Source organism: Micromonospora sp. NPDC023966 (assembly GCF_040639095.1).
Classification (GTDB): Bacteria; Actinomycetota; Actinomycetes; order Mycobacteriales; family Micromonosporaceae; genus Micromonospora.
Map to the genome: position 1 here is coordinate 25,665 of NZ_JBEZZJ010000010.1, position 18,486 is coordinate 44,150.

At 74.5% G+C, this 18,486-nt stretch carries 15 protein-coding genes, 3 tRNA genes and 1 pseudogene; 11 read left to right on the forward strand and 8 right to left on the reverse strand.

The annotated features are described in order from the left end of the window. Positions 1–85 precede the first annotated feature (85 nt). Together AB0F68_RS15605 and arfB are read left to right on the forward strand one after the other, a co-directional pair. Positions 86–394: a hypothetical protein gene (locus AB0F68_RS15605; RefSeq protein ID WP_357337904.1), complete on the forward strand. Its 309-nt coding sequence runs from the start codon at positions 86–88 to the stop codon at positions 392–394. Positions 395–403: 9 nt separating this feature from the next. After that, complete coding sequence (gene arfB, locus AB0F68_RS15610) at positions 404–829, forward strand: alternative ribosome rescue aminoacyl-tRNA hydrolase ArfB (RefSeq protein ID WP_148427041.1); 426 nt, start codon at positions 404–406, stop codon at positions 827–829. 12 nt (positions 830–841) lie between these two features. On the opposite strand, the gene AB0F68_RS15615 is transcribed toward arfB, so the two are convergent. Further along, positions 842–3,271, reverse strand: a complete 2,430-nt coding sequence (locus AB0F68_RS15615; RefSeq protein WP_357337908.1) for a low temperature requirement protein A — start codon at positions 3,269–3,271, stop codon at positions 842–844. Positions 3,272–3,392: 121 nt separating this feature from the next. Between AB0F68_RS15615 and AB0F68_RS15620 the strand changes: the two genes are divergently transcribed. Continuing rightward, positions 3,393–3,968 (forward strand): GNAT family protein, encoded by a 576-nt coding sequence (locus tag AB0F68_RS15620; protein WP_357337911.1) that lies wholly within the window; start codon positions 3,393–3,395, stop codon positions 3,966–3,968. Between the two features lie 43 nt (positions 3,969–4,011). Here the strand turns inward: AB0F68_RS15620 and AB0F68_RS15625 are convergent, their stop codons facing one another. Then, on the reverse strand, positions 4,012–4,896 hold the full coding sequence (locus AB0F68_RS15625; RefSeq protein WP_357337914.1) for a 3-methyladenine DNA glycosylase: 885 nt from the start codon (positions 4,894–4,896) through the stop codon (positions 4,012–4,014). A gap of 34 nt (positions 4,897–4,930) precedes the next feature. After that, entirely contained in the window at positions 4,931–6,337 is a 1,407-nt protein-coding gene (locus AB0F68_RS15630; RefSeq protein ID WP_357337918.1) for a hypothetical protein, read from the reverse strand. Positions 6,338–6,506: 169 nt separating this feature from the next. Between AB0F68_RS15630 and AB0F68_RS15635 the strand changes: the two genes are divergently transcribed. From AB0F68_RS15635 to AB0F68_RS15650, 4 genes are all read left to right on the forward strand, one after another. Next, entirely contained in the window at positions 6,507–7,310 is an 804-nt protein-coding gene (locus tag AB0F68_RS15635) for a fumarylacetoacetate hydrolase family protein (RefSeq protein WP_091268833.1), read from the forward strand. Between the two features lie 106 nt (positions 7,311–7,416). Continuing rightward, a tRNA-Gln gene (locus AB0F68_RS15640) sits at positions 7,417–7,488 on the forward strand. A gap of 136 nt (positions 7,489–7,624) precedes the next feature. After that, positions 7,625–7,697 (forward strand) — tRNA-Glu (locus AB0F68_RS15645). A gap of 149 nt (positions 7,698–7,846) precedes the next feature. Continuing rightward, positions 7,847–7,922 (forward strand) — tRNA-Glu (locus AB0F68_RS15650). Positions 7,923–8,215: 293 nt separating this feature from the next. Here the strand turns inward: AB0F68_RS15650 and AB0F68_RS15655 are convergent. Next, a complete protein-coding gene (locus AB0F68_RS15655) occupies positions 8,216–8,902 on the reverse strand; it encodes an IclR family transcriptional regulator (RefSeq protein WP_013284529.1) in 687 nt (228 codons plus the stop codon). A 49-nt stretch (positions 8,903–8,951) separates the two neighbouring features. Between AB0F68_RS15655 and leuC the strand changes: the two genes are divergently transcribed. The 4 genes from leuC to AB0F68_RS15675 all read left to right on the forward strand — a co-directional run bounded on the left by leuC (position 8,952) and on the right by AB0F68_RS15675 (position 14,042). Next, positions 8,952–10,394 carry a 3-isopropylmalate dehydratase large subunit gene (gene leuC / locus AB0F68_RS15660; protein ID WP_357337922.1) on the forward strand — a complete coding sequence of 481 codons (1,443 nt, stop codon included), beginning with the start codon at positions 8,952–8,954 and terminating at the stop codon, positions 10,392–10,394. Between the two features lie 15 nt (positions 10,395–10,409). After that, positions 10,410–10,997, forward strand: a complete 588-nt coding sequence (gene leuD / locus AB0F68_RS15665; RefSeq protein ID WP_313722624.1) for a 3-isopropylmalate dehydratase small subunit — start codon at positions 10,410–10,412, stop codon at positions 10,995–10,997. A gap of 160 nt (positions 10,998–11,157) precedes the next feature. After that, positions 11,158–11,790: an HU family DNA-binding protein gene (locus AB0F68_RS15670; protein WP_357337925.1), complete on the forward strand. Its 633-nt coding sequence runs from the start codon at positions 11,158–11,160 to the stop codon at positions 11,788–11,790. A gap of 134 nt (positions 11,791–11,924) precedes the next feature. After that, complete coding sequence (locus AB0F68_RS15675) at positions 11,925–14,042, forward strand: endonuclease/exonuclease/phosphatase family protein (protein WP_357337927.1); 2,118 nt, start codon at positions 11,925–11,927, stop codon at positions 14,040–14,042. A 257-nt stretch (positions 14,043–14,299) separates the two neighbouring features. On the opposite strand, the gene AB0F68_RS15680 is transcribed toward AB0F68_RS15675, so the two are convergent. The 4 genes and pseudogenes from AB0F68_RS15680 to cofC form a co-directional block, all read right to left on the reverse strand. After that, positions 14,300–15,181 carry an NUDIX hydrolase gene (locus AB0F68_RS15680; protein WP_357337929.1) on the reverse strand — a complete coding sequence of 294 codons (882 nt, stop codon included), beginning with the start codon at positions 15,179–15,181 and terminating at the stop codon, positions 14,300–14,302. 40 nt (positions 15,182–15,221) lie between these two features. After that, entirely contained in the window at positions 15,222–17,510 is a 2,289-nt protein-coding gene (locus AB0F68_RS15685; protein WP_357337933.1) for an RNA degradosome polyphosphate kinase, read from the reverse strand. 54 nt (positions 17,511–17,564) lie between these two features. Further along, on the reverse strand, positions 17,565–17,762 hold the full coding sequence (locus AB0F68_RS15690; protein WP_212838810.1) for a hypothetical protein: 198 nt from the start codon (positions 17,760–17,762) through the stop codon (positions 17,565–17,567). A 39-nt stretch (positions 17,763–17,801) separates the two neighbouring features. Continuing rightward, a pseudogene (gene cofC, locus AB0F68_RS15695) lies at positions 17,802–18,407 on the reverse strand (2-phospho-L-lactate guanylyltransferase); the annotation flags it as partial. Between the last annotated feature and the right edge of the window lie 79 nt (positions 18,408–18,486).

Genomic DNA, 18,486 nt, shown 5'->3' on the forward strand with positions numbered 1-18,486 from the left:
GCGGGCCGGGAGGGGAACTGTCGGATATCCGGCCTGGGACCATCGGGCCATGGAAATATTACGCTGAGTATGGATACTGGCGTGGGTGGAGCAAGCTGTCATCGCGGCCCTCCTCCTGGTGGGCCTGGTCATCGGCGCCGGTGTCGGCGCGTCGTACGCCCGCGCGCAGCGGGGTTGGAAGGACTACCGGACCATCCGGACCAGCGTGCCGGGTGCCCGGCGCACCGCCTGGATGGCGATCCGCGCGGTGGTCACCAAGATCGGTGTGATCGCGCTGCTGCTCGTCGGGGCGGCGGCGTACGCGGCGGCCGGGTCGGACCACGAACGGGCGGGCCCCGAGCCCACCCCGACCCCGACCGTGACCGCCACCCCGAGTCACCGCCCCGGGCGCTAGCCTCGGGGCGTGGACGACGGACTGCGGGTGACCGACCGGCTCGTGCTTCCCGATGCCGAGCTGCGGGAACGCTTCTCCCGCTCGTCCGGCCCGGGCGGCCAGGGGGTCAACACCACCGACTCGCGGGTGGAGCTGAGCTTCGACCTGGCCGGGTCCCCGAGCGTGCCCGAGCCGCTGCGCGCCCGCGCCCTCGACCGGCTCGCCGGCCGGCTGGTCGACGGGGTGCTGACCGTGGCGGCCAGTGAGCACCGGGCGCAGCTGGCCAACCGGGAGGCGGCCCGCGAGCGGATGGCCGCCCTGCTGCGCGAGGCGGTCGCGCCGCCGCCGAAGCCGCGCCGCCCCACCCGCCCGTCCCGGGCCGCCAAGGAGCGCCGGCTGGCCGAGAAGAAGCGGCAGTCCCAGCGCAAGCGCGACCGCCGGGTGGACGGCGACTGACCGCCCCGCGGGTCAGCGTGACGGCACCGGCCGGGCGGCGGCCCGTTCGTGGCCGCGGAGCACCTCGAACGCGGTGAACGCCAGGCAGACCGCGACCAACAGGGCCAGCGCGAGCAACGCGGACAGGCCGGTCGTCAGCGGCAGCAGCGCCGCCACGACCAGGGCCTGCGCCAGCCGGGCCGGTCGCCGGTGCCCGGTCGTCCGCCACCGGAACGCCTGCACGCCGAGCAGGTAGAGCAGCACCCCGCCGAAGAGCGCGGCGTGCGCCAGCGGATACGGCGGCGGTCCCAACTCGAAGAAGCCCCGGCTGCCCAGCACCGACATGGTCTTGCGCAGGCCGAGCGAGACCAGCACGATCCCGGCCACCATCGGAAAATGCAGCCAGGTGTACGCGTCGCGCGCCAGCCGGGTCCGAGTGCGCAGGTCCGCGGCGGCCAGCACGCGTTCCCCCTCGGCGCTGTCCCAGCCGAAGTAGGCCCACCACAGGGCGGCCAGCAGGGCGGTGCCGAGGAAGACCGCGACCACGATCCGGGCCGAGATCGGCGTGTACGTCACGGCGCTGCCCATCGAGATCACCGCCTCGCCCAGCCCGATGATGATGATGAGGCTGTACCGGTCGGCCCAGTGCTCCGCCGAGCGCACAGTGAGGTGGCGCAGGCCCAGCCGGGCGTTCCCGAGCACGTCGATCGCGATGGCGAGCAGCCACAGCGCGACCCGGGGCGGGGAGAACTGGCGGACGTCGCCGACCGGCAGCGGCAGCAGCGCGGCGACCAGCATCAGGCCGAGCGCGACCAGGGTCGGCGCGGCGGCCCGCAGCGGCGGCGTCCGCCAGGTCGGGTCCTGCCACGCCACCAGCCCGAACGAGGCCAGGTGCAGCAGCCGGATGGCCGCGTAGCAGGCGACGAAGACCAGCGGTCCGGACAGGCCGCCGCGGGAGTCGTCGATCGCCTGCGGGCTGGCCAGCGTGATCATCGCAGTGAGCGCCACCACCAGCACCATCACCAGGCGGACCACCGGTCGCTCCGAGCGCACCTCGGCCGCCAGCCAGGTGTACGCGCCCCAGGCCTGCCAGAGCACGGTGAGCACCAGCAGCCCGCGCGCCAGGCCGGACCACGTCGGGTCGTCGGCCATCAGCGCGGCCACCTGGAGGAACGCGTAGACGAACACCAGGTCGAAGAAGAGCTCCTTCGGGGTGACCCCGGCGTGTTCCTGGGCCGGGCCGATCTGCGCGTGCAGCCGGCGGTGCCGGCGCCGGAACACGGTCACGTCGGCGAGCGCGGTGGCGCCCACCGCCGCGGCCAGCAGAGCCAGTTGGGCCAGCACGGACAGGTGCGGCGCGATCGGCGCCAGCGCGAGCACCAGCACGATGCCGAGCACCGGGGACCGGCCCAGGATGCGCAGCGTCCGCACCTCGAACAGCACCAGCCCCAGCAGGTAGAGCACCACCCCGCCGTAGAGCGCCAGCAGCCCGAGCAGCGGGGTCGCCTTGTCGCTGTGCACCTGCAGGTCTCCGAGCGCCTTCTTCAGGCCGAGCGCCGTCAGGATCAGCCCGGTCATCATCGGCAGGTGCAGGAAGCTGTACGCGTCCCGGCCGAGCAGCCCGCGCCGTGGGCCGGCGGCCCGCTCCAGCGCCTGCTCGGCCGCGAACCGGGCCACGTCGAAGTACGTCCACCACAGCGCGCCGGCCAGGGCCACCCCGAGCAGCGCTCCGAGCAGCACCTCCGGCGTCAGCGGCTGGGTCGCCGCCACGCCCTGGCTCAGCCCCACCGAGATGATCGTCTCGCCGAACCCGATCAGGATGATCAGGCCGTGCCGTTCCGCCCAGTACCGGATCGAGCCGATCCGCCACCGGTCCCCGCCGATCAGCAGCGCGCCGCCGTACTCGGCCACGATCGCGCTGCCCACCAGCGCGAAACGCGCCCACTCCCGGGTCGCGCCGTCCGGCACGTACGCCGGGGTCAGCGCGGCGGCGAGCAGGAGCAGCGCGCCGGCCAGCGCCGGCGGCCAGGTCCGCAGTGCCAGCCGGCGGAGTCCCGGCTGCCCGGCGGTGGCCAGCGCGGCGACGGTCAGCGCGATGCCGCGCACGACCAGGTAGCCGAGGGCGAAGACCATCGGCCCGGAGAGCCCGCCGGGCCGGTCGACGAACGCCTCCCGCACCGTCAGCCCCATCACGAACAACGTGGCGCTGAGCCCGAACATCACCACCGGCATGACCCCGCGGTCGAGCCGGACGGTGCTGCCCAGCCAGGCGAACGGCGCCCAGCACCACCAGAGCAGCACGAGCAGCAGCAGGCCGCGCGGCAGCCCGGCCGCGTTGAGCTGCTCGGCGGTCACCCCGGTGACGTTGAGGAACGCGAAGACGAAGATCAGGTCGAGGAAGAGCTCCAGCCGGCTGACGCCGCCCGCGTCGCCGGCCAGCTGGATCCGACCGACGCCGCCCACCACCTCACTGTGCCAACCGGGCGGGGCGCCGGCCGGGGATCTGCCCCAACCACCCTCGATCGGCCCGGGTGCGCCGGAAAACGGTTTGAGCGCCCTCGCGCCGTCGCCGAGAATGCGCCGCGTGCCGAGCGACTTCTCCGTCAAGCCCACCCTCACCGGCGAGCTGGTCCTGCTGCGTCCGTTCGTCGACGACGACCTCGCGGCCTTCGAGGCGATCCTGGCCGACCCGGAGGTGGCCCGGCTCACCGGCAGCCCGCCCGGGGAGGCGCTCGAACCGGCCCGGCTGCGGGCCTGGTACGGCACCCGCAACAGCCAGCCCGACCGGCTCGACCTGGCCGTGGTGGACCGGGCGACCGGGGCCTGCGTCGGCGAGGTCGTCCTGAACGAGTGGGACCGGCACAACGACAGCTGCAACTTCCGCACCCTGATCGGCCCCGCCGGGCGGGACCGGGGGCTCGGGACCGAGGCGGTCCGGCTCGTCGTCGGGTACGGCTTCGAGCAACTCGGCCTGCACCGGATCGGGCTGGAGGTGTTCGCCTTCAACCCGCGCGCCCGCCGGGCCTACGAGAAGGTCGGTTTCGTGGCCGAGGGCACGCTGCGGCAGGTGCTCCGCGACGGCGACGGCTGGGTGGACGCCACCGTGATGTCGATCCTGGCCCCGGAGTGGGCCGCGCACCGGGGCCACCCGGCCGGCTGAGTCCGCCGCGCGGGACCCGTCGGGGTGCCGCCGCCGGCGCCGGTCAGCCCGGCCGGTCCGCCACGTCGAGGGCGGCCAGCAGCCGGGACCGCAGCCCGGCGGCCCGCTCGGCGAAGCCCCGCTGGGCGGCGGCGTACTCGGCCCGGCCCTCCGGGGTCTCCACCCGCACCGGCGGGTACCCGAGGTCGGCCAGGTCGTACGGGCTGGCCCGCATGTCCAGCGTGCGGATCTCCCGGGCCAGCGCGAAGCCGTCCGCCACCAGCTCCGACGGCACCAGCGGGGAGAGCTTGTACGCCCACTTGTAGAGATCCATGTTGGCGTGCAGGCAGCCCGGCTGCTCCAGCGCGTGCTGGCTCTCCCGGGTCGGGCTGAGCACGTTGAGCGGCCGGGCGGGCGCGGTGAAGAACCGGAACGCGTCGAAGTGGCTGCACCGCACGCCGCGCTCCTCCACCACCGCGGCGGTGGCCGCCGGGCTGAGCCGCAGCGGCCAGGCGTTGTGCCGCACCTCGTCCTGGGTCTGCCGGTAGACCATCGCCCACTCGTGCATGCCGAAGCAGCCGAAGTGGGCCGGGCGGCCGGCGGTCGCCGCGAGCAGCGTACGGATCCAGGAGATCGACTCGGCGCGGCGTGCGCGTACGCCGTGGGTGTCGAGGGTGACCCCGGCGGTGGTGGCGCGGTAGTCCCGGCCGAACTCGGCCGGGACCGCGTCGCGCAGCACCACCCCGGCCCCCGGGTGCCAGCGGCGCAGCTGGGCCGGACGGTGCGAGTAGTAGGTGAAGAGGAAGTCCTCGACCGGGTGCTTCACCCCGGAGCGGCGGCGGGCCAGGTGCGGCGCCAGCCACGCGTCCACCCGCTCCTCGTGGGCGCGACGCCGGTCCTGCCAGTCGGCCGCGGCGAGCGCGGTGGCGGGGGCGAGGGCGGCGGTCACGGACCCCAGGGTACGACCGCCGCCCGGCCCCCGGTCACCGCACGTCCACCCGCACCCCGGCGGAGAAGACCCCGCTACGCAGCTCCAACTGCTTCGGCGGATCGTCGCCGTGCACGGTGAACACCAGCGGCAGCAGCACCCGCGAGCCCGCGGCGACCGGCTGGGCGAAGACGTCCCGGCCGAGGTTGGCCACCCGGGTGGCATTCTCGTCGGTGGCCACCCAGTTGCCCCCGGGCAGGTACGCCCGCTGCAACTGCCCGTGCCAGGTCTGCTCGCCGGACGTGAGGTTGCGCACCCCGACCGTGGCCAGGCACTGCCGGCCGCCCGCCGAGGCCGCGGGCAGTGTCCCCGCGCCGCAGGACAGCCGGTAGACGGTGAACTCGAACGCGGTCTCGCGCAGCGGTACGCCGAGCGCGCCGGTGACGCTGTTGCCCATCCAGGCGCCGCTGGTCGGCTGCTTGGTGGTGTCCATGGCGGCGACCCGTTGGGTGGCCGTCCACGCCGCCGCGCCGACCACACCGGCCAGCACCGCGGCCGCGACCCCCATCACCGCCCAGATCGGCGGCCGGCGGCGTCGTCCGCCCGGGGCGGGCATGGCCGGGCGAGGGTAGAGCGTGCCCCGGTCCGCCCGGCCGCCCACCGCGCCGGCCACCGGCGGGACGCCGGCGGCGAGCCGGGTCAGGCCGGACGGGGTGCCGGTGGTTGGCGCGGCGCCGGTGGCCGCCCGCGCCGGGCCGGGCCGCCGGCGCCGCCACGCCCACCACAGCACGCCGCCGGTGACGACCAGGAGCGCGGCCAGCGCGGCCAGCAGCACCGGCGGGCGGCGCCAGGCCGGAGCCGCCGCAACCTTCGCCACCGGGACCGTGGGCCCCGTCCAGGTCGCCGTGGCGCAGTCGTACGGGCGGGTGCCGTCGGTGCCGTACGCGCAGGTGGGCGCGGTGATCGACCGGTTCGTGGTCGCCCCGCTGAGCGCGGTGTTCAGCGTCGTGGTGCTCCGCGCCGGCAGCCGCAGCCGCCAGGTCACCTCGTTGGCGCCGGCCGACCCGATCGGCCGGGTGGCCCGCCCGCCGCCGGTCACCACGGTCGCCCGGGACCCGGCCGGCAACTCCTGCCGGACGGTGGTCTCGACCGGCGTGGGGCCGGCGTTGCGGACCTGGATCCGGTATCCCGGTGCCGGGGTGCCCGCCGCGGCCACCGCCACGGTGACCGGTGGCGTGGTCAGCTGGATCGGCGCCGGTCTGGTGGTCGGCACCGCCGGCGGCGCCGCCGGCATCCCGGTCGGGATCGGGGTGGCCCGGGCCGCCGCGGCCGGCGGAGCCGGCTGCGGGGTCGCGGCCGCCGCCCGGGGCGCCGCCGCGGGCAGCGCCGGCACGGCGGCGATGATGCCGAGGCAGTTCACGAGCACTGCCAGGGTCCTGTGGTGTCGTCTCGATGCAGGCATACGAACGAACCTCCGGCCCCGAAGCTATGGGCCCGGGCCCGCCGGGCGGGTACGAAGTCCGCAATCCCGCCCCCGCCGGCGCGGGCCGGCGTACGCTGGCGCGCCGCCCGCCGGGGTCCGTGGCCGCGTCCGGCGTGGCGCGGCCGTTCGTCGGGGATAGATTGGCCGGGTGCGTATCGCTCGTTTCGCTCATGCCAAGGGAATGTCGTTCGGGGTCGTCGAGGGCGAGTCGGAGGCCGGGCCGCAGGGCCTGACCATCGCCGAGATCGAGGGCCACCCGTTCGGGCAGATCCAGTTCTCCGGCGCCCGCTGGGCGCTCTCCGACGTCCGGCTGCTCTCGCCGATCCTGCCGAGCAAGGTGGTCTGCGTCGGCCGCAACTACGCCGAACACGCCGCCGAGCACGGCAGCGAGGTGCCCAAGGAGCCGCTGCTCTTCCTCAAGCCGTCCACCTCGGTGATCGGTCCCCGGGACGCCATCCGGCTGCCCATCTTCTCCAAGCAGGTCGAACACGAGGCGGAACTGGCCGTGGTGATCGGCGCGCCGGGCGCCCGCCGGGCCGACCGGGCCGCCGCCGAGCGGGCCATCTTCGGCTACACCTGCGCCAACGACGTCACCGCGCGCGACCTCCAGCGCTCCGACGGGCAGTGGACCCGGGCCAAGGGCTTCGACTCGTTCTGCCCCATCGGGCCGTGGATCACCACCGGGCTGGACGTCACCGACCTCGAGGTCCGCTGTGAGGTGGGCCGCAACCCGGAGGAGATGGAGGTACGCCAGCTCGGCCGGACCAAGGACATGGTCTTCGACGTGCCGGCCCTGGTGTCCTACATCTCCCACGTCATGACGTTGCTCCCCGGTGACGTGGTCCTGACCGGCACGCCGGCCGGGGTTAGTCCCCTCACCGACGGGGATACGGTCACCGTGCGGATCGAGGGGATCGGCGAGCTCACCAATCCGGTGGTGCCGGTCGCCTGATGCGTCCGACGCCTCGTTTCCGCAGTTCAGGGGCGGTTCGGGGGGTTGGATTTGGCCTGCTGGCACCGGGAGGGTAAAGTTCGTTCCTGGCGCCGCAAGGGGCCAATGGGGTATGGGGTAATTGGCAGCCCGACTGATTCTGGTTCAGTTAGTCTAGGTTCGAGTCCTGGTACCCCAGCGCAACCGCGGATTCGCGAGAATCCCGGACGCTGGATTCTGGCGGAGTTCCGCTCCGCCCCTCGCGAGAGGGGCGGCAGATGATCTCTGGTAGAGTGCAGCTTCCCGCCCCTGAGGGCGCGGAAGCATGAAGTTCTGGCCCCGTCGTCTAGCGGCCCAGGACGCCGCCCTCTCAAGGCGGTAGCGCCGGTTCGAATCCGGTCGGGGCTACAACGCAGCCAGCCCGTCCCACCTCGTGGGGCGGGCTGTTTCGTGTTCTGCCCTGTCCCGTTGTGCCACCCCCTCGGTGAAGACGGGACGTGGTGCCGCTAGACTACTGCCGCACCGCTCGTCAGGGCGGTGAAGCAGGAAAAGTGCCTGGCCCCGTCGTCTAGCGGCCCAGGACGCCGCCCTCTCAAGGCGGTAGCGCCGGTTCGAATCCGGTCGGGGCTACCACACCGAACGGCCCGTCTCGCTCCCGCGAGCCGGGCCGTTCGCCATTCCCGACCTCCGGTCCGCGCGCCCGCCCCGCGTCTCCGTCGCCCACCCGGGCGACCTTCCGGCCCGCCGCCCCACGACCCTTGGCCGCGCCTCCGTCCAGCGCTGTCACGTCGTTGGGCGGGCGAGGCTTCGCGGTCGGTGGAACGCCATGTAGGTCACCGGCGCCGTTTGACCTTCGTGGCGTTCCACTCACGTGCGCCGTGCCTGGACCCCGACGGCCGCCGGCCGGGCATAGGCGACGGGAGGGGTTAGAGGCCGGAGAGGCGTTGGCCGGCGCGGACGACGGCCATGGCGTGGCGTTCGCCGGGGCGGCGGCCCAGGCGCTCGATCGGGCCGGAGATGCTGATGGCGGCGATGACCCGGCCGGTGCGGTCGCGGATCGGGGCCGAGACGCTCGCCACACCCGCCTCCCGCTCGGCGACGCTCTGCGCCCAGCCGCGGCGGCGTACCTCGGCGAGGGTGCGGCCGGTGAACTTCGACCGGGGCAGCAGCGGCATGACCGCCTCGGGCGGCTCCCAGGCGAGCAGGATCTGCGCCGCCGAGCCGGCCGTCATGGGCAGCACCGAGCCGACCGGCACGGTGTCCCGCAGGCCACTGGCCCGCTCGGCCGCGGCCACGCAGATCCGCTCGTCGGCGCGGCGCAGGTAGAGCTGGGCGCTCTCCCCGGTGGCGTCGCGCAGCGCGGCGAGCAGCGGCTCGGCCGCGGTCAGCAGCACGTCCGGTGCGGCGTTGGCCAGCTCGCCGAGCCGGGGGCCCGGGCGCCAGCGGCCCTGGGTGTCCCGGACCAGCATCCGGTGGATCTCCAGCGCCTGTGCCAGCCGGTGCGCGGTGGCCCGGGGCAGCTTGGTGCGTTCAACGAGTTCGGCCAGGCTGGCGCCGTCGACACAGGCGGCCAGGATGACCACCGCCTTGTCGAGAACGCCGACACCGCTCATACTGTGTCCCACAAGCCGAAATTTACCTCCCAGAATTTAGGATGTCCAGATGGTGGGAGTCACTCAACCGAGGACCCTGGCCGAGAAGGTCTGGGACGCGCACGTCGTCCGCTCCGCCACCGGCGAGCCGGACCTGCTCTTCATCGACCTGCACCTGCTCCACGAGGTCACCAGCCCGCAGGCGTTCGACGGGCTGCGCCTGGCCGGCCGCCGGGTCCGCCGCACGGACCTGACGATCGCGACCGAGGACCACAACACCCCGACCGGTTACGACGACCCGGCCTTCCGTTCCCGGCGCGGCGACCTGCTCACGATCGCGGACCCCACCTCCCGCACCCAGATCGAGACGCTGCGCCGCAACTGCGCCGAGTTCGGCGTACGGCTGCACCCGCTGGGCGACGAGAACCAGGGCATCGTGCACGTCATCGGCCCGCAGCTCGGCCTCACCCAGCCCGGCATGACGATCGTCTGCGGCGACTCCCACACCGCCACCCACGGCGCGTTCGGGGCGCTCGCCTTCGGCATCGGCACCAGTGAGGTCGAGCACGTGCTGGCCACCCAGACGCTGCCGCAGGCCCGCCCGAAGACCATGGCGGTCAACGTCGTCGGCGAACTCGCCCCGGGCGTCACCGCCAAGGACCTGGTGCTCGCCCTGATCGCCCAGGTGGGCACCGGTGGCGGACGCGGCCACATCGTGGAGTACCGGGGCGAGGCGATCCGAAACCTCTCCATGGAGGGCCGGATGACGATCGCCAACATGTCCATCGAGTGGGGCGCCAAGGCCGGCATGATCGCGCCGGACGAGACCACCTTCGCGTACCTCAAGGGGCGGGCCCACGCGCCGCAGGGGGCCGACTGGGACGCGGCGGTGGCCCACTGGCGGACGCTGCCCACCGACGAGGGGGCGACCTTCGACACCGAGGTCACCCTGGACGCCGGCCGGATCACCCCGTTCGTCACCTGGGGCACCAACCCCGGCCAGGGCGTGCCGCTGGGCGCGGCCGTGCCGGACCCGGAGGAGTTCGTCACCGAGGCGGAGCGGGTCGCCGCCCGCCGGGCCCTGGAGTACATGGACCTCACGCCCGGCACCGCCCTGCGTGACCTCGCCGTGGACGTGGTCTTCGTCGGCTCCTGCACCAACGGCCGGCTCGAGGATCTGCGCGCCGCCGCCGACGTGCTGCGCGGGCACAAGGTCGCCGACGGCGTACGCATGCTGGTGGTGCCCGGCTCGGCCGCGGTCCGCGAGGCGGCCGAGGCGGAGGGGCTGGACAAGGTCTTCGCCGACGCCGGCGCCGAGTGGCGCTTCGCCGGCTGCTCCATGTGTCTGGGCATGAACCCGGACACCCTGAAGCCGGGCGAGCGCTCCGCCTCGACCTCCAACCGCAACTTCGAGGGCCGCCAGGGCCGGGGCGGGCGTACCCACCTGGTGTCCCCGCCGGTCGCCGCCGCCACCGCCGTGGTCGGCCGGCTGGCCGCCCCCGCCGACCTGTAGAAGGGCAGCCGACAGATGGACAAGTTCACCACCCACACCGGCACGGCCGTGCCGCTGCGCCGATCCAACGTGGACACCGACCAGATCATCCCCGCCGTGTACCTCAAGCGGGTGACCCGGACCGGTTTCGCGGACGGACTGTTCAACGCGTGGCGGGAGGACCCGTCATTCGTTCTCAACGATCCCGCCCATTCGGGTGCGTCGATTCTCATCGCCGGCCCCGAGTTCGGCACCGGATCCTCCCGGGAGCACGCCGTGTGGGCGCTGCGGGACTGGGGCTTCCGGGCCGTCATCGCGCCCCGCTTCGGCGACATCTTCCGCGGCAACGCGCTCAAGGAAGGCCTCCTTCCGGTCGAGCTGGAATTGAAAGCCGTCGAAGAACTGTGGGATCTGGTGGAATCCGAGCCGACCACCCCGATCACTGTCGACCTTGCCGCCCGCCAGGTCCACGCCGGGGATGCCACCTGGGCGTTCCCGCTCGACGACCACAGCCGTTGGCGGCTGATGGAGGGCTTGGATGACATTGGACTCACCCTCCGGCACGAGGCCGAGATCAGCGCCTACGAGGCGTCCCGGCCGTCGTTCCTGCCCTCGGTCGCCTGACCGCAGATAGCTTTTCGCCCCCACCGGACGGACCGGTGGGGGCGAATCCGTTACGACACAAGGGCTTTTTTCCACCGAATGTTTGTGTCCAGGCAGCACAGGGCATACCGTGCGCGCAGAATGGCTCGCGTCGAGTCAGTTGCACAATCGGGAGGAAGTCGTGAACAAGGCCGAGCTCATCGAAGCGCTCGCCGTTCGCCTGGGGGACCGGAAGACGGCGACGGCCGCGCTCGACGCGGTTCTCGCTGAGGTCCAGGCGGCGGTCACCAAGGGCGAGAAGGTGGCGATCACCGGTTTCGGAGCGTTCGAAAAGCGTGTCCGGGGCGCCCGAACAGCGCGCAACCCGCGGACCGGCGAGGCGGTGAAGGTCAAGAAGACCTCCGTCCCGACCTTCCGGGCGGGCGCGGGCTTCAAGGAGATGGTGGCCAGCGGCAAGGTGCCGAAGGCCACGGCTGCCGCCAGGAAGGCCACGGCGGCCGCCGCGAAGACCACCGGCGCGAAGGCGACCGGGGCCAAGGCGACCGCCGCGAAGAAGACCACGGCGGCCGGTGCCGCCAAGAAGACCACGGCGGCGAAGGCGACCAAGACCACCGCCGCGACCAAGAAGGCCGCGCCGGCGAAGAAGGCCGCGACCAAGACGACCGCGGCCAAGAAGACGACCGCGGCGACGAAGACCACCGCGGCGAAGAAGACGACGGCCGCCAAGAAGACGACGGCCGCCAAGAAGACGACGGCCGCCAAGAAGGCGCCGGCGAAGAAGGCCCCGGCCAAGAAGGCCGCCACCCGGCGCTGATCGCACGGCCCGAAAGGGCGCTCACCGTCCGCGGTGAGCGCCCTTTTTCGTGGGTACGCGTTGACCCGCCGTCGTGTGGGCCCGCAGAATCCTCGTGCCGAAAACCCCCGTCGGTCACGAGAAGAGGGGCGCCCGTGCGCCACCGTCACCTCCCCACCGCCCTGCTCGCCCTGGGCGTCGTGGTCCTGCTCGACGTGCTCCGGGTGTGGCTGCCGTCGATCATCACCATCTTCGGCCAGGCGGCCGAGACCCCGGCCGAACTCCTCGGCGCCTTCGCGCTCGGCTGGTTCGTGCTCGCCCTCGCGGCGCCCGTGCTGGTCCGCCGGCTCGGTCCGCGGCCGGTGGGGCTGGTCGCGGCCGGGGCGCTGGCCGCCACGCGGCTCGCCCTGACCGCCGCGCCCGGCGGCCGGGTCCAGCTCTGGCTCGCCTGCGCCGGCCTGCTCGCCGGCCTGGTCTGGCTCGCCGCGACCGCCGCGACGGCCGCCCGGCCGGTGCCGGGGCTGGCGTTCGGTTTGGCCGGGGCCGCCGTCGGGCACGCCCTGCTCGGCACCGAGGACCTGGTATGGCGGGGCGGCGTGCTCGGGTGGACGGTGAGCGTCCTGCTGGTGCTTGCGTTCCTGGCAGCCTCGGCGGCAACCGGGGACCGGCCTGCGGAGCCGGCACACGGCTCGTCGGCGCCGGACCGGCCGGCCGCCGACCCGCGCACCGGCCCGGCCCGGGCCTGGCTGCTCGTCGGCCCGGCGCTGCTGGTGGCGGGTCAACTGGCGCTCGCCCCGGCGGTGTGGGACGCGGCCGCCTCCTACTGGCCCCGGTCGGCGAACCTGCCCGGCGTGGGGCTGCCCCCGGCACACCTCGCGGCGGTGCCCGAGCTGGCGATCGGCCTCTTCCTGGTGGCGGTGCTCCTGCGGCCGCCCCGGCCGGTGGCCCGCCTGCTCTGGCCGGTGGCGCTGGTGGTCGGGGCCGGACTGTTCGCCTCCGACCGGGCCGGCTGGCTGGCCGCGGCGGTCCTCCTCGCCGCCGCCGGCCTCGGCGGCTGCCTCGCCCTCGTCGACGCCGACTCCGACCACCGGAACCCGCCGGCCGATCGCCGGTCCGGCAAGGCTCTCGTCCCCGCCACCACCGGCGCGGCCAGTGCCCCCGGCTCCGCCGACACGACCCCCGCCTCCGCCACGACTCCCGGCTCGGCCAGCCCTGTTACCGCTGATGCGCCAGGGCTGGGCAAGGGCTCGGGCTTCGGCGAGCCGGCCGAGCCGGGCCGCGGCGCCAGGGGCGGCGGTCGGCGGCCTGGGTTCGCCGTCGTCGGCGGGATGCTGGGCTTCGCGGTCGGCGCGGTGGCCTACTACGCCGCCTACGACCTCGGGTACCCGAACGGCTGGGTGCCGGTGCTGGCGGCGCTCGCCGTCGCCGCCGCGGCCGTGGTCGCCCCGCCGGGCGCCGCGCCCCTGTTCGGCCCGCCCGTGCCGGCGTGGACGGTCCTGGCGGCGATGCTGCTGACCTCCGTCGGCGGCGGGATCCACCGGCCGGCCCCGACGCCGCACCCGCCCGCGGCGCCACCGTCGGCGGTGCGGCTGGTGGCGTACAACATCCGGATGGGGTTCGGGCTGGACGGGCGGCTCGACCTCGACGCGCTGACCCGGGCGGTGGGCGGCAGCCGGCCGGACGTGGTGCTGCTCAGCGAGGTGGACCGGGGGTGGCTGCTCAACGGCGGCCACGACACCCTCGCGCTGCTCGCCGGGCGGTTGCGGATGCCGTACGTCTTCGCGCCCGCCGCCGATCCGGTGTGGGGCGACGCGGTGCTGAGCCGCTTTCCCGTGCGGTCCGGCCGGACCCGGCCCCTCGCGGCGCACGGCGCGCCGACCGGGGCGCAGGCGCTCGGCGTCACGCTCGACCTCGGTGGCCGCGACCTCGCCGTGGTCGCCACCCACCTGCAACCGCCGCCGGGGCAGGGCCCGGTGGCCCAGGGCCGCGAGGTCGCCGCCTTCGCCACCCGGTACGCGGCCGGCCGTCCCCTGATCCTCGGCGGCGATCTGAACACCGAGCCCGGCGATCCGGCGTTCACCGAGTTCACCCGGGCCGGCCTGGTCGACGCGCTGGCCGCGGCCCGCCCGCTCCGCACCAGCCCGGCCGACGATCCGCGCACCCAGATCGACCACGTCTTCGTCTCGCCGGGCCTCACTTCGTCCGAGGTGACCGCCCCGCGCAGCACCGCCAGCGACCACCTGCCGGTCGCGGTGATGCTCGCCCTGCCCTGAGTCCCCAGCTCCGCGAGCCGGCGGTGTCCGACCTGACCGGCGCCCGCCACCTCACCAACGCGCCGGTCTACGACCTGACCGGATGCCGCCACCTCGCCGAGGCGGCGGTGTCCAACCTGAGCGGATGCCGCCACCTCGCCGAGGCGGCGGTGTCCAACCTGAGCGGATGCCGCCACCTCGCCGAGGCGGCGGTGTCCAACCTGAGCAGATCCCATAAGCCGAGCCGCTGGTGGACGGAGACCTCCGGGCTGGGCGGCTCAGAGCCGGTCGGCCGCGAGCAGGCGGTCGCCGGTGAAGGCGAGCAGCCAGCCGCCGCCCTTCGCGGTGGTGAAGTCGTCGGCGCGGCCGGTCAGCTGCTCCAGCGCCCCCGGGATCACCTTGCCCTGGCTGCACACCGCGACCGTCTCCCCGGCCTCGGCCAGCGCGGTCAGCCGGGCCGCGGCGGCCAGGGCACACTCGTCCGGCTGCTGGCCGGGCTGCGGCTCGTCGAGGTCGCCGACCACCTCGATGGGCAGGTCCAGCAGGGCGGCCGCCGGGTCGAGGGTCTGCACGCAGCGCCGGGCCGAGGCGGAGATGAGGCGGGCCGGGCGGACCAGCGCCACGAGGGCGGCGAGCGCCTGCGCCTGGGCCCAGCCCTCGGCGTCCAGCGGCCGGCCGGTGTCCGGACCGGACCAGGTGGCCCGCTTGCCGGCGTGCGCGTGCCGGACCAGCAGCAGGGTGGCGGTGACGGGCGGCAGCGCCGCGAAGGCGCCGATCACCTCGGCGTCGTGCGGGTAGCTGACCCGGCGTACCGCCTCGTCGGTTTCGAACCAGGCCACCTCGTCCACCTCGGTGTCCGGCTGGAAGCCGCCCTGCGCGGCGGCCCGCATCGACCAGTAGTCGACCGCCTTGGGCCGGCCCTCGCTGCGGTAGCGGACGGTGGGCAGGCGTACCTGCGGCACGGCCCGCACGTCGGTCTCCTCGGCGACCTCGCGGACGGCGGCCCGCAGCGGGTGTTCGCCGGCGTCCAACTTGCCCTTGGGCAGCGACCAGTCGCCGTACCGGGGACGGTGTACCAGGCAGACCTCGACGCCGCCGGCCGCCGGGCGCCAGACGACCCCGCCCGCGGCCCGGATCCGCATCGGCTCGTCGTCCGTCATCCGCTCACCGTATGCCCGCTCCGGGCGCGCCGTGGTCCGCTCAGCCCGCCCTGCCGCCGACCCGGTGCAGCAGCAGGTCCTGCAGGTGGGTCAGCGGCGTGTCGTCGGTGCCGGTACGCCGGTGCCAGGCGCCCTCCGCGGCCAGCTCGAAGGCGTCCACCTCGGGGCTGAACGCGGCGGTCAGCACGTGGTCCAGCTCGGCCCGGGCCACCGGGTCGCTCACCTGCACCAGCGCCTCCACCCGGCGGTCCAGGTTGCGGTGCATCAGGTCGGCCGAGCCCATCCAGAACTCGGCGTCGCCGTTGTTGCCGAACCGGAAGATCCGCGAGTGCTCCAGGAACCGGCCGAGGATCGAGCGCACACGGATGTTCTCCGACAGCCCGGGCACCCCCGGCCGCAGCGTGCACATGCCCCGGATCAGCAGGTCGACGTGCACCCCGGCACGGGACGCCCGGTAGAGCGCGTCGGTGATCTTCTCGTCGACCAGGGCGTTCACCTTGAACTGCACCAGCCCCGGCATGCCCAGCCGGACGTGCTCGATCTCCCGCTCGATCCGCTCGACGAGGCCGCTGCGGATGCCCTGCGGGGCCACCAGCAGCCGCCGGTACGCGGTCTGCCGGCTGTAGCCGGTCAGCACGTTGAACAGGTCGGTGAGGTCGGCGCCGATCTCCGGGTCGGCGGTGAGCATGCCGAAGTCCTCGTAGAGCCGGGCGGTCTTCGGGTGGTAGTTGCCGGTGCCGATGTGGCAGTAGCGGCGGATCTGGTTGCCCTCCTGGCGTACCACCAGCGCGGTCTTGCAGTGCGTCTTCAGGCCGACCAGGCCGTAGACCACGTGACAGCCGGCCCGCTCCAGTGTGCGCGCCCAGCCGATGTTGGCCACCTCGTCGAAGCGCGCCTTCAGCTCGACCAGCACCACCACCTGCTTGCCGGCGGCGGCCGCGTCGACGAGGGCGTCGACGATGGGGGAGTCGCCGCTGGTGCGGTAGAGGGTCTGCTTGATGGCCAGCACGTTCGGGTCGGCGGCGGCCTGCTCGATGAAGCGCTGCACGCTGGTCGCGAACGAGTGGTACGGGTGGTGCACCAGCACGTCCCCGTCCCGCAGGGTGGCGAAGACGCTGCGCGGCACCTCGCCCTCGGCGAGCCGGGGGTGGGTGGCCGGCACGAACGGCGGGTCCTTGAGGTCCGGGCGGTCGGCCTCGCCGTACACCTGCCAGAGCGCGGAGAGGTCGAGCAGGCCGCGGACCCGGAGCACGTCGTGGCCGTCCATGTCCAGCTCGCGGACGAGCAGCTCCAGCATGTGGTCGGAGATGGAGGCGGCCACCTCCAGCCGCACCGGCGGGCCGAAGCGGCGCCGGGCCAGCTCCCGTTCCAGGGCCTGGAGCAGGTCCTCGTCGCGGTCCTCGTCGACCTCCACCTCGGCGTTGCGGGTCACCCGGAACAGGTGGCACTCGACCACCTGCATGCCGGAGAAGAGCTGCCCGAGGTGCACCGAGATGAGGTCCTCCACCGGCAGGAAGCGCACCCCCGGCCGGTCGCGGGCGACCCGGACGAACCGGGGCACGTTGTTGGGCACCTTCACCCGGGCGAACAGCTCCGAGCCGCCGTCCGGGTCGCGCACCGAGACGGCCAGGTTGAGCGACCGGCCCGAGATGTACGGGAACGGGTGCGCCGGGTCCACCGCGAGCGGGGTGAGCACCGGGAAGATGTGCTCCCGGAACCAGGTGCGCAGCCGTTCCCGCTCGGCGTCGTCGAGGTCGCTCCAGCGCAGGATCCGGATGTCCTCGGCGGCCAGCTTCGGCAGCACGTCGTCGACGAAGCAGGCGGCGTGCCGGGAGACCAGGTCGACGGTCTTCTCCGTGATCAGCTCCAGCTGGGTCCGCAGCGGCAGCCGGTCGCCGCCGCGCACCGGCAGGCCGGCGGAGAGCCGGCGCTTCAGCCCGGCCACCCGCACCATGTAGAACTCGTCCAGGTTGCCGGCGAAGATGGCCAGGAACTTGGCCCGCTCCAGCAGGGGGGTGCGCGGGTCCTCGGCCAGCGCCAGCACCCGGGCGTTGAAGTCGAGCCAGGAGAGTTCCCGGTTGAAGAACCGGTCCTCCGGCAGCGGGAGGGCCACCGGCGACTCCGCCTGCGGGCCCGGCCCCTCGACCGGGTCGAGGGACTCCTCCAGCCCGGCGGAGGCCGCCGCCGCGGGCTCCGGGCTGACGCTCTCCTCGGGTGGCCGGACGCGTTGGAACCGGCCGTCGGCGCCGCGGGTGGACGCGCCGTTGCGGGGCGCGCCGGGATCGACGAGGTGCCGGGGACCGTCGGGGTGCTCGCGAGGGGTGCTCACCACCTCATGATTCCCCGACAACGGTGAACGGAAAATGAACTCGGGGCAGGTTGGTCACGCCATCGTCGGCAACGTCACCCGGACGACCTCGCCGGCGGCGTCCCGCTCGATCCGGACGCGCTGGCCGAGGCGGAGCAGCCGCAGCCCGGAGGCGTCGAAGGCGCGGGCCGGGAAGGCCAGCTCGGTGCCGTCGTCGAGGAGCAGCACCCCGCTGCGGGTCGACGCGTCGTAGGTGGCCACCGTGCCCTGCATGCCAGCACCGTACCCGACGTCCCGGCCGGCCCGGGCCAGCAGCGCGGCGGTGCGCGGGCCGGCGCCGAGCCGGGCGGCGGCGGTCAGGTCGGCCGGGGTGTCCACATCCCGGCGCAGGGTGGGCCAGTCGCCGGGCAGCGGCAGCGCCCCGCTCGCCGCGTGCGCCGCCGCCGAGCCGGGGCCGAAGCGGGGTTCCAGGGGCGCACCGGGCGGCGCGGCGAGCAGCACGGTGCCGCTGCCCGGGGCATCGGCCACGAACGCGCGTACCCCCTCGGTGGGGACGGCCCGCAGCGCCGCGGCCAGTTCGGCCGGGCGCAGCGCCGGCAGGTCCGCGGTGAGGCCGGCCACCGCGGCGCGCGGGCCGGCCACGGCCGCGCCGTGCCGGAAGGCGGCGTTCAGCCCGGCGGCCGGGTCCGGCGCGACCTCCGCGCCGGCCGCCGTCGCCGCCACCGCCACCCGGGGGTCGTCGGTCACCACCAGCACCCGGGCCACCGCCGGGCAGGCCCGCACCGCGCGGACCGTGTCGGCCGCCAGGGCCAACGCCAGCTCCTCATGGGGTACGCCGGGCAGCGCGCCCCGCAGGCGGCTCTTGGCCACCGTGAGGCGCTTCACCGGCACCACCGCGGTCCAGGTCGGCTCAGGCACGTGACAATCCTGCCAGCCGGACGGCGGTACCCTCACTGGCCGGACCCGGAGCGAGCAGGCATGATTTCGTCCCGGGGCG

Excerpts from the sequence above, each read along its gene's own strand:
- AB0F68_RS15630 (WP_357337918.1), bottom strand. The coding sequence starts at position 6,337 with ATGCCTGCATCGAGACGACACCACAGGACCCTGGCAGTGCTCGTGAAC.
- AB0F68_RS15655 (WP_013284529.1), bottom strand. The coding sequence starts at position 8,902 with ATGAGCGGTGTCGGCGTTCTCGACAAGGCGGTGGTCATCCTGGCCGCC.
- leuC (WP_357337922.1), top strand. The coding sequence starts at position 8,952 with ATGGTGGGAGTCACTCAACCGAGGACCCTGGCCGAGAAGGTCTGGGAC.
- leuD (WP_313722624.1), top strand. The coding sequence starts at position 10,410 with ATGGACAAGTTCACCACCCACACCGGCACGGCCGTGCCGCTGCGCCGA.
- AB0F68_RS15680 (WP_357337929.1), bottom strand. The coding sequence starts at position 15,181 with ATGACGGACGACGAGCCGATGCGGATCCGGGCCGCGGGCGGGGTCGTC.
- AB0F68_RS15690 (WP_212838810.1), bottom strand. The coding sequence starts at position 17,762 with ATGCAGGGCACGGTGGCCACCTACGACGCGTCGACCCGCAGCGGGGTG.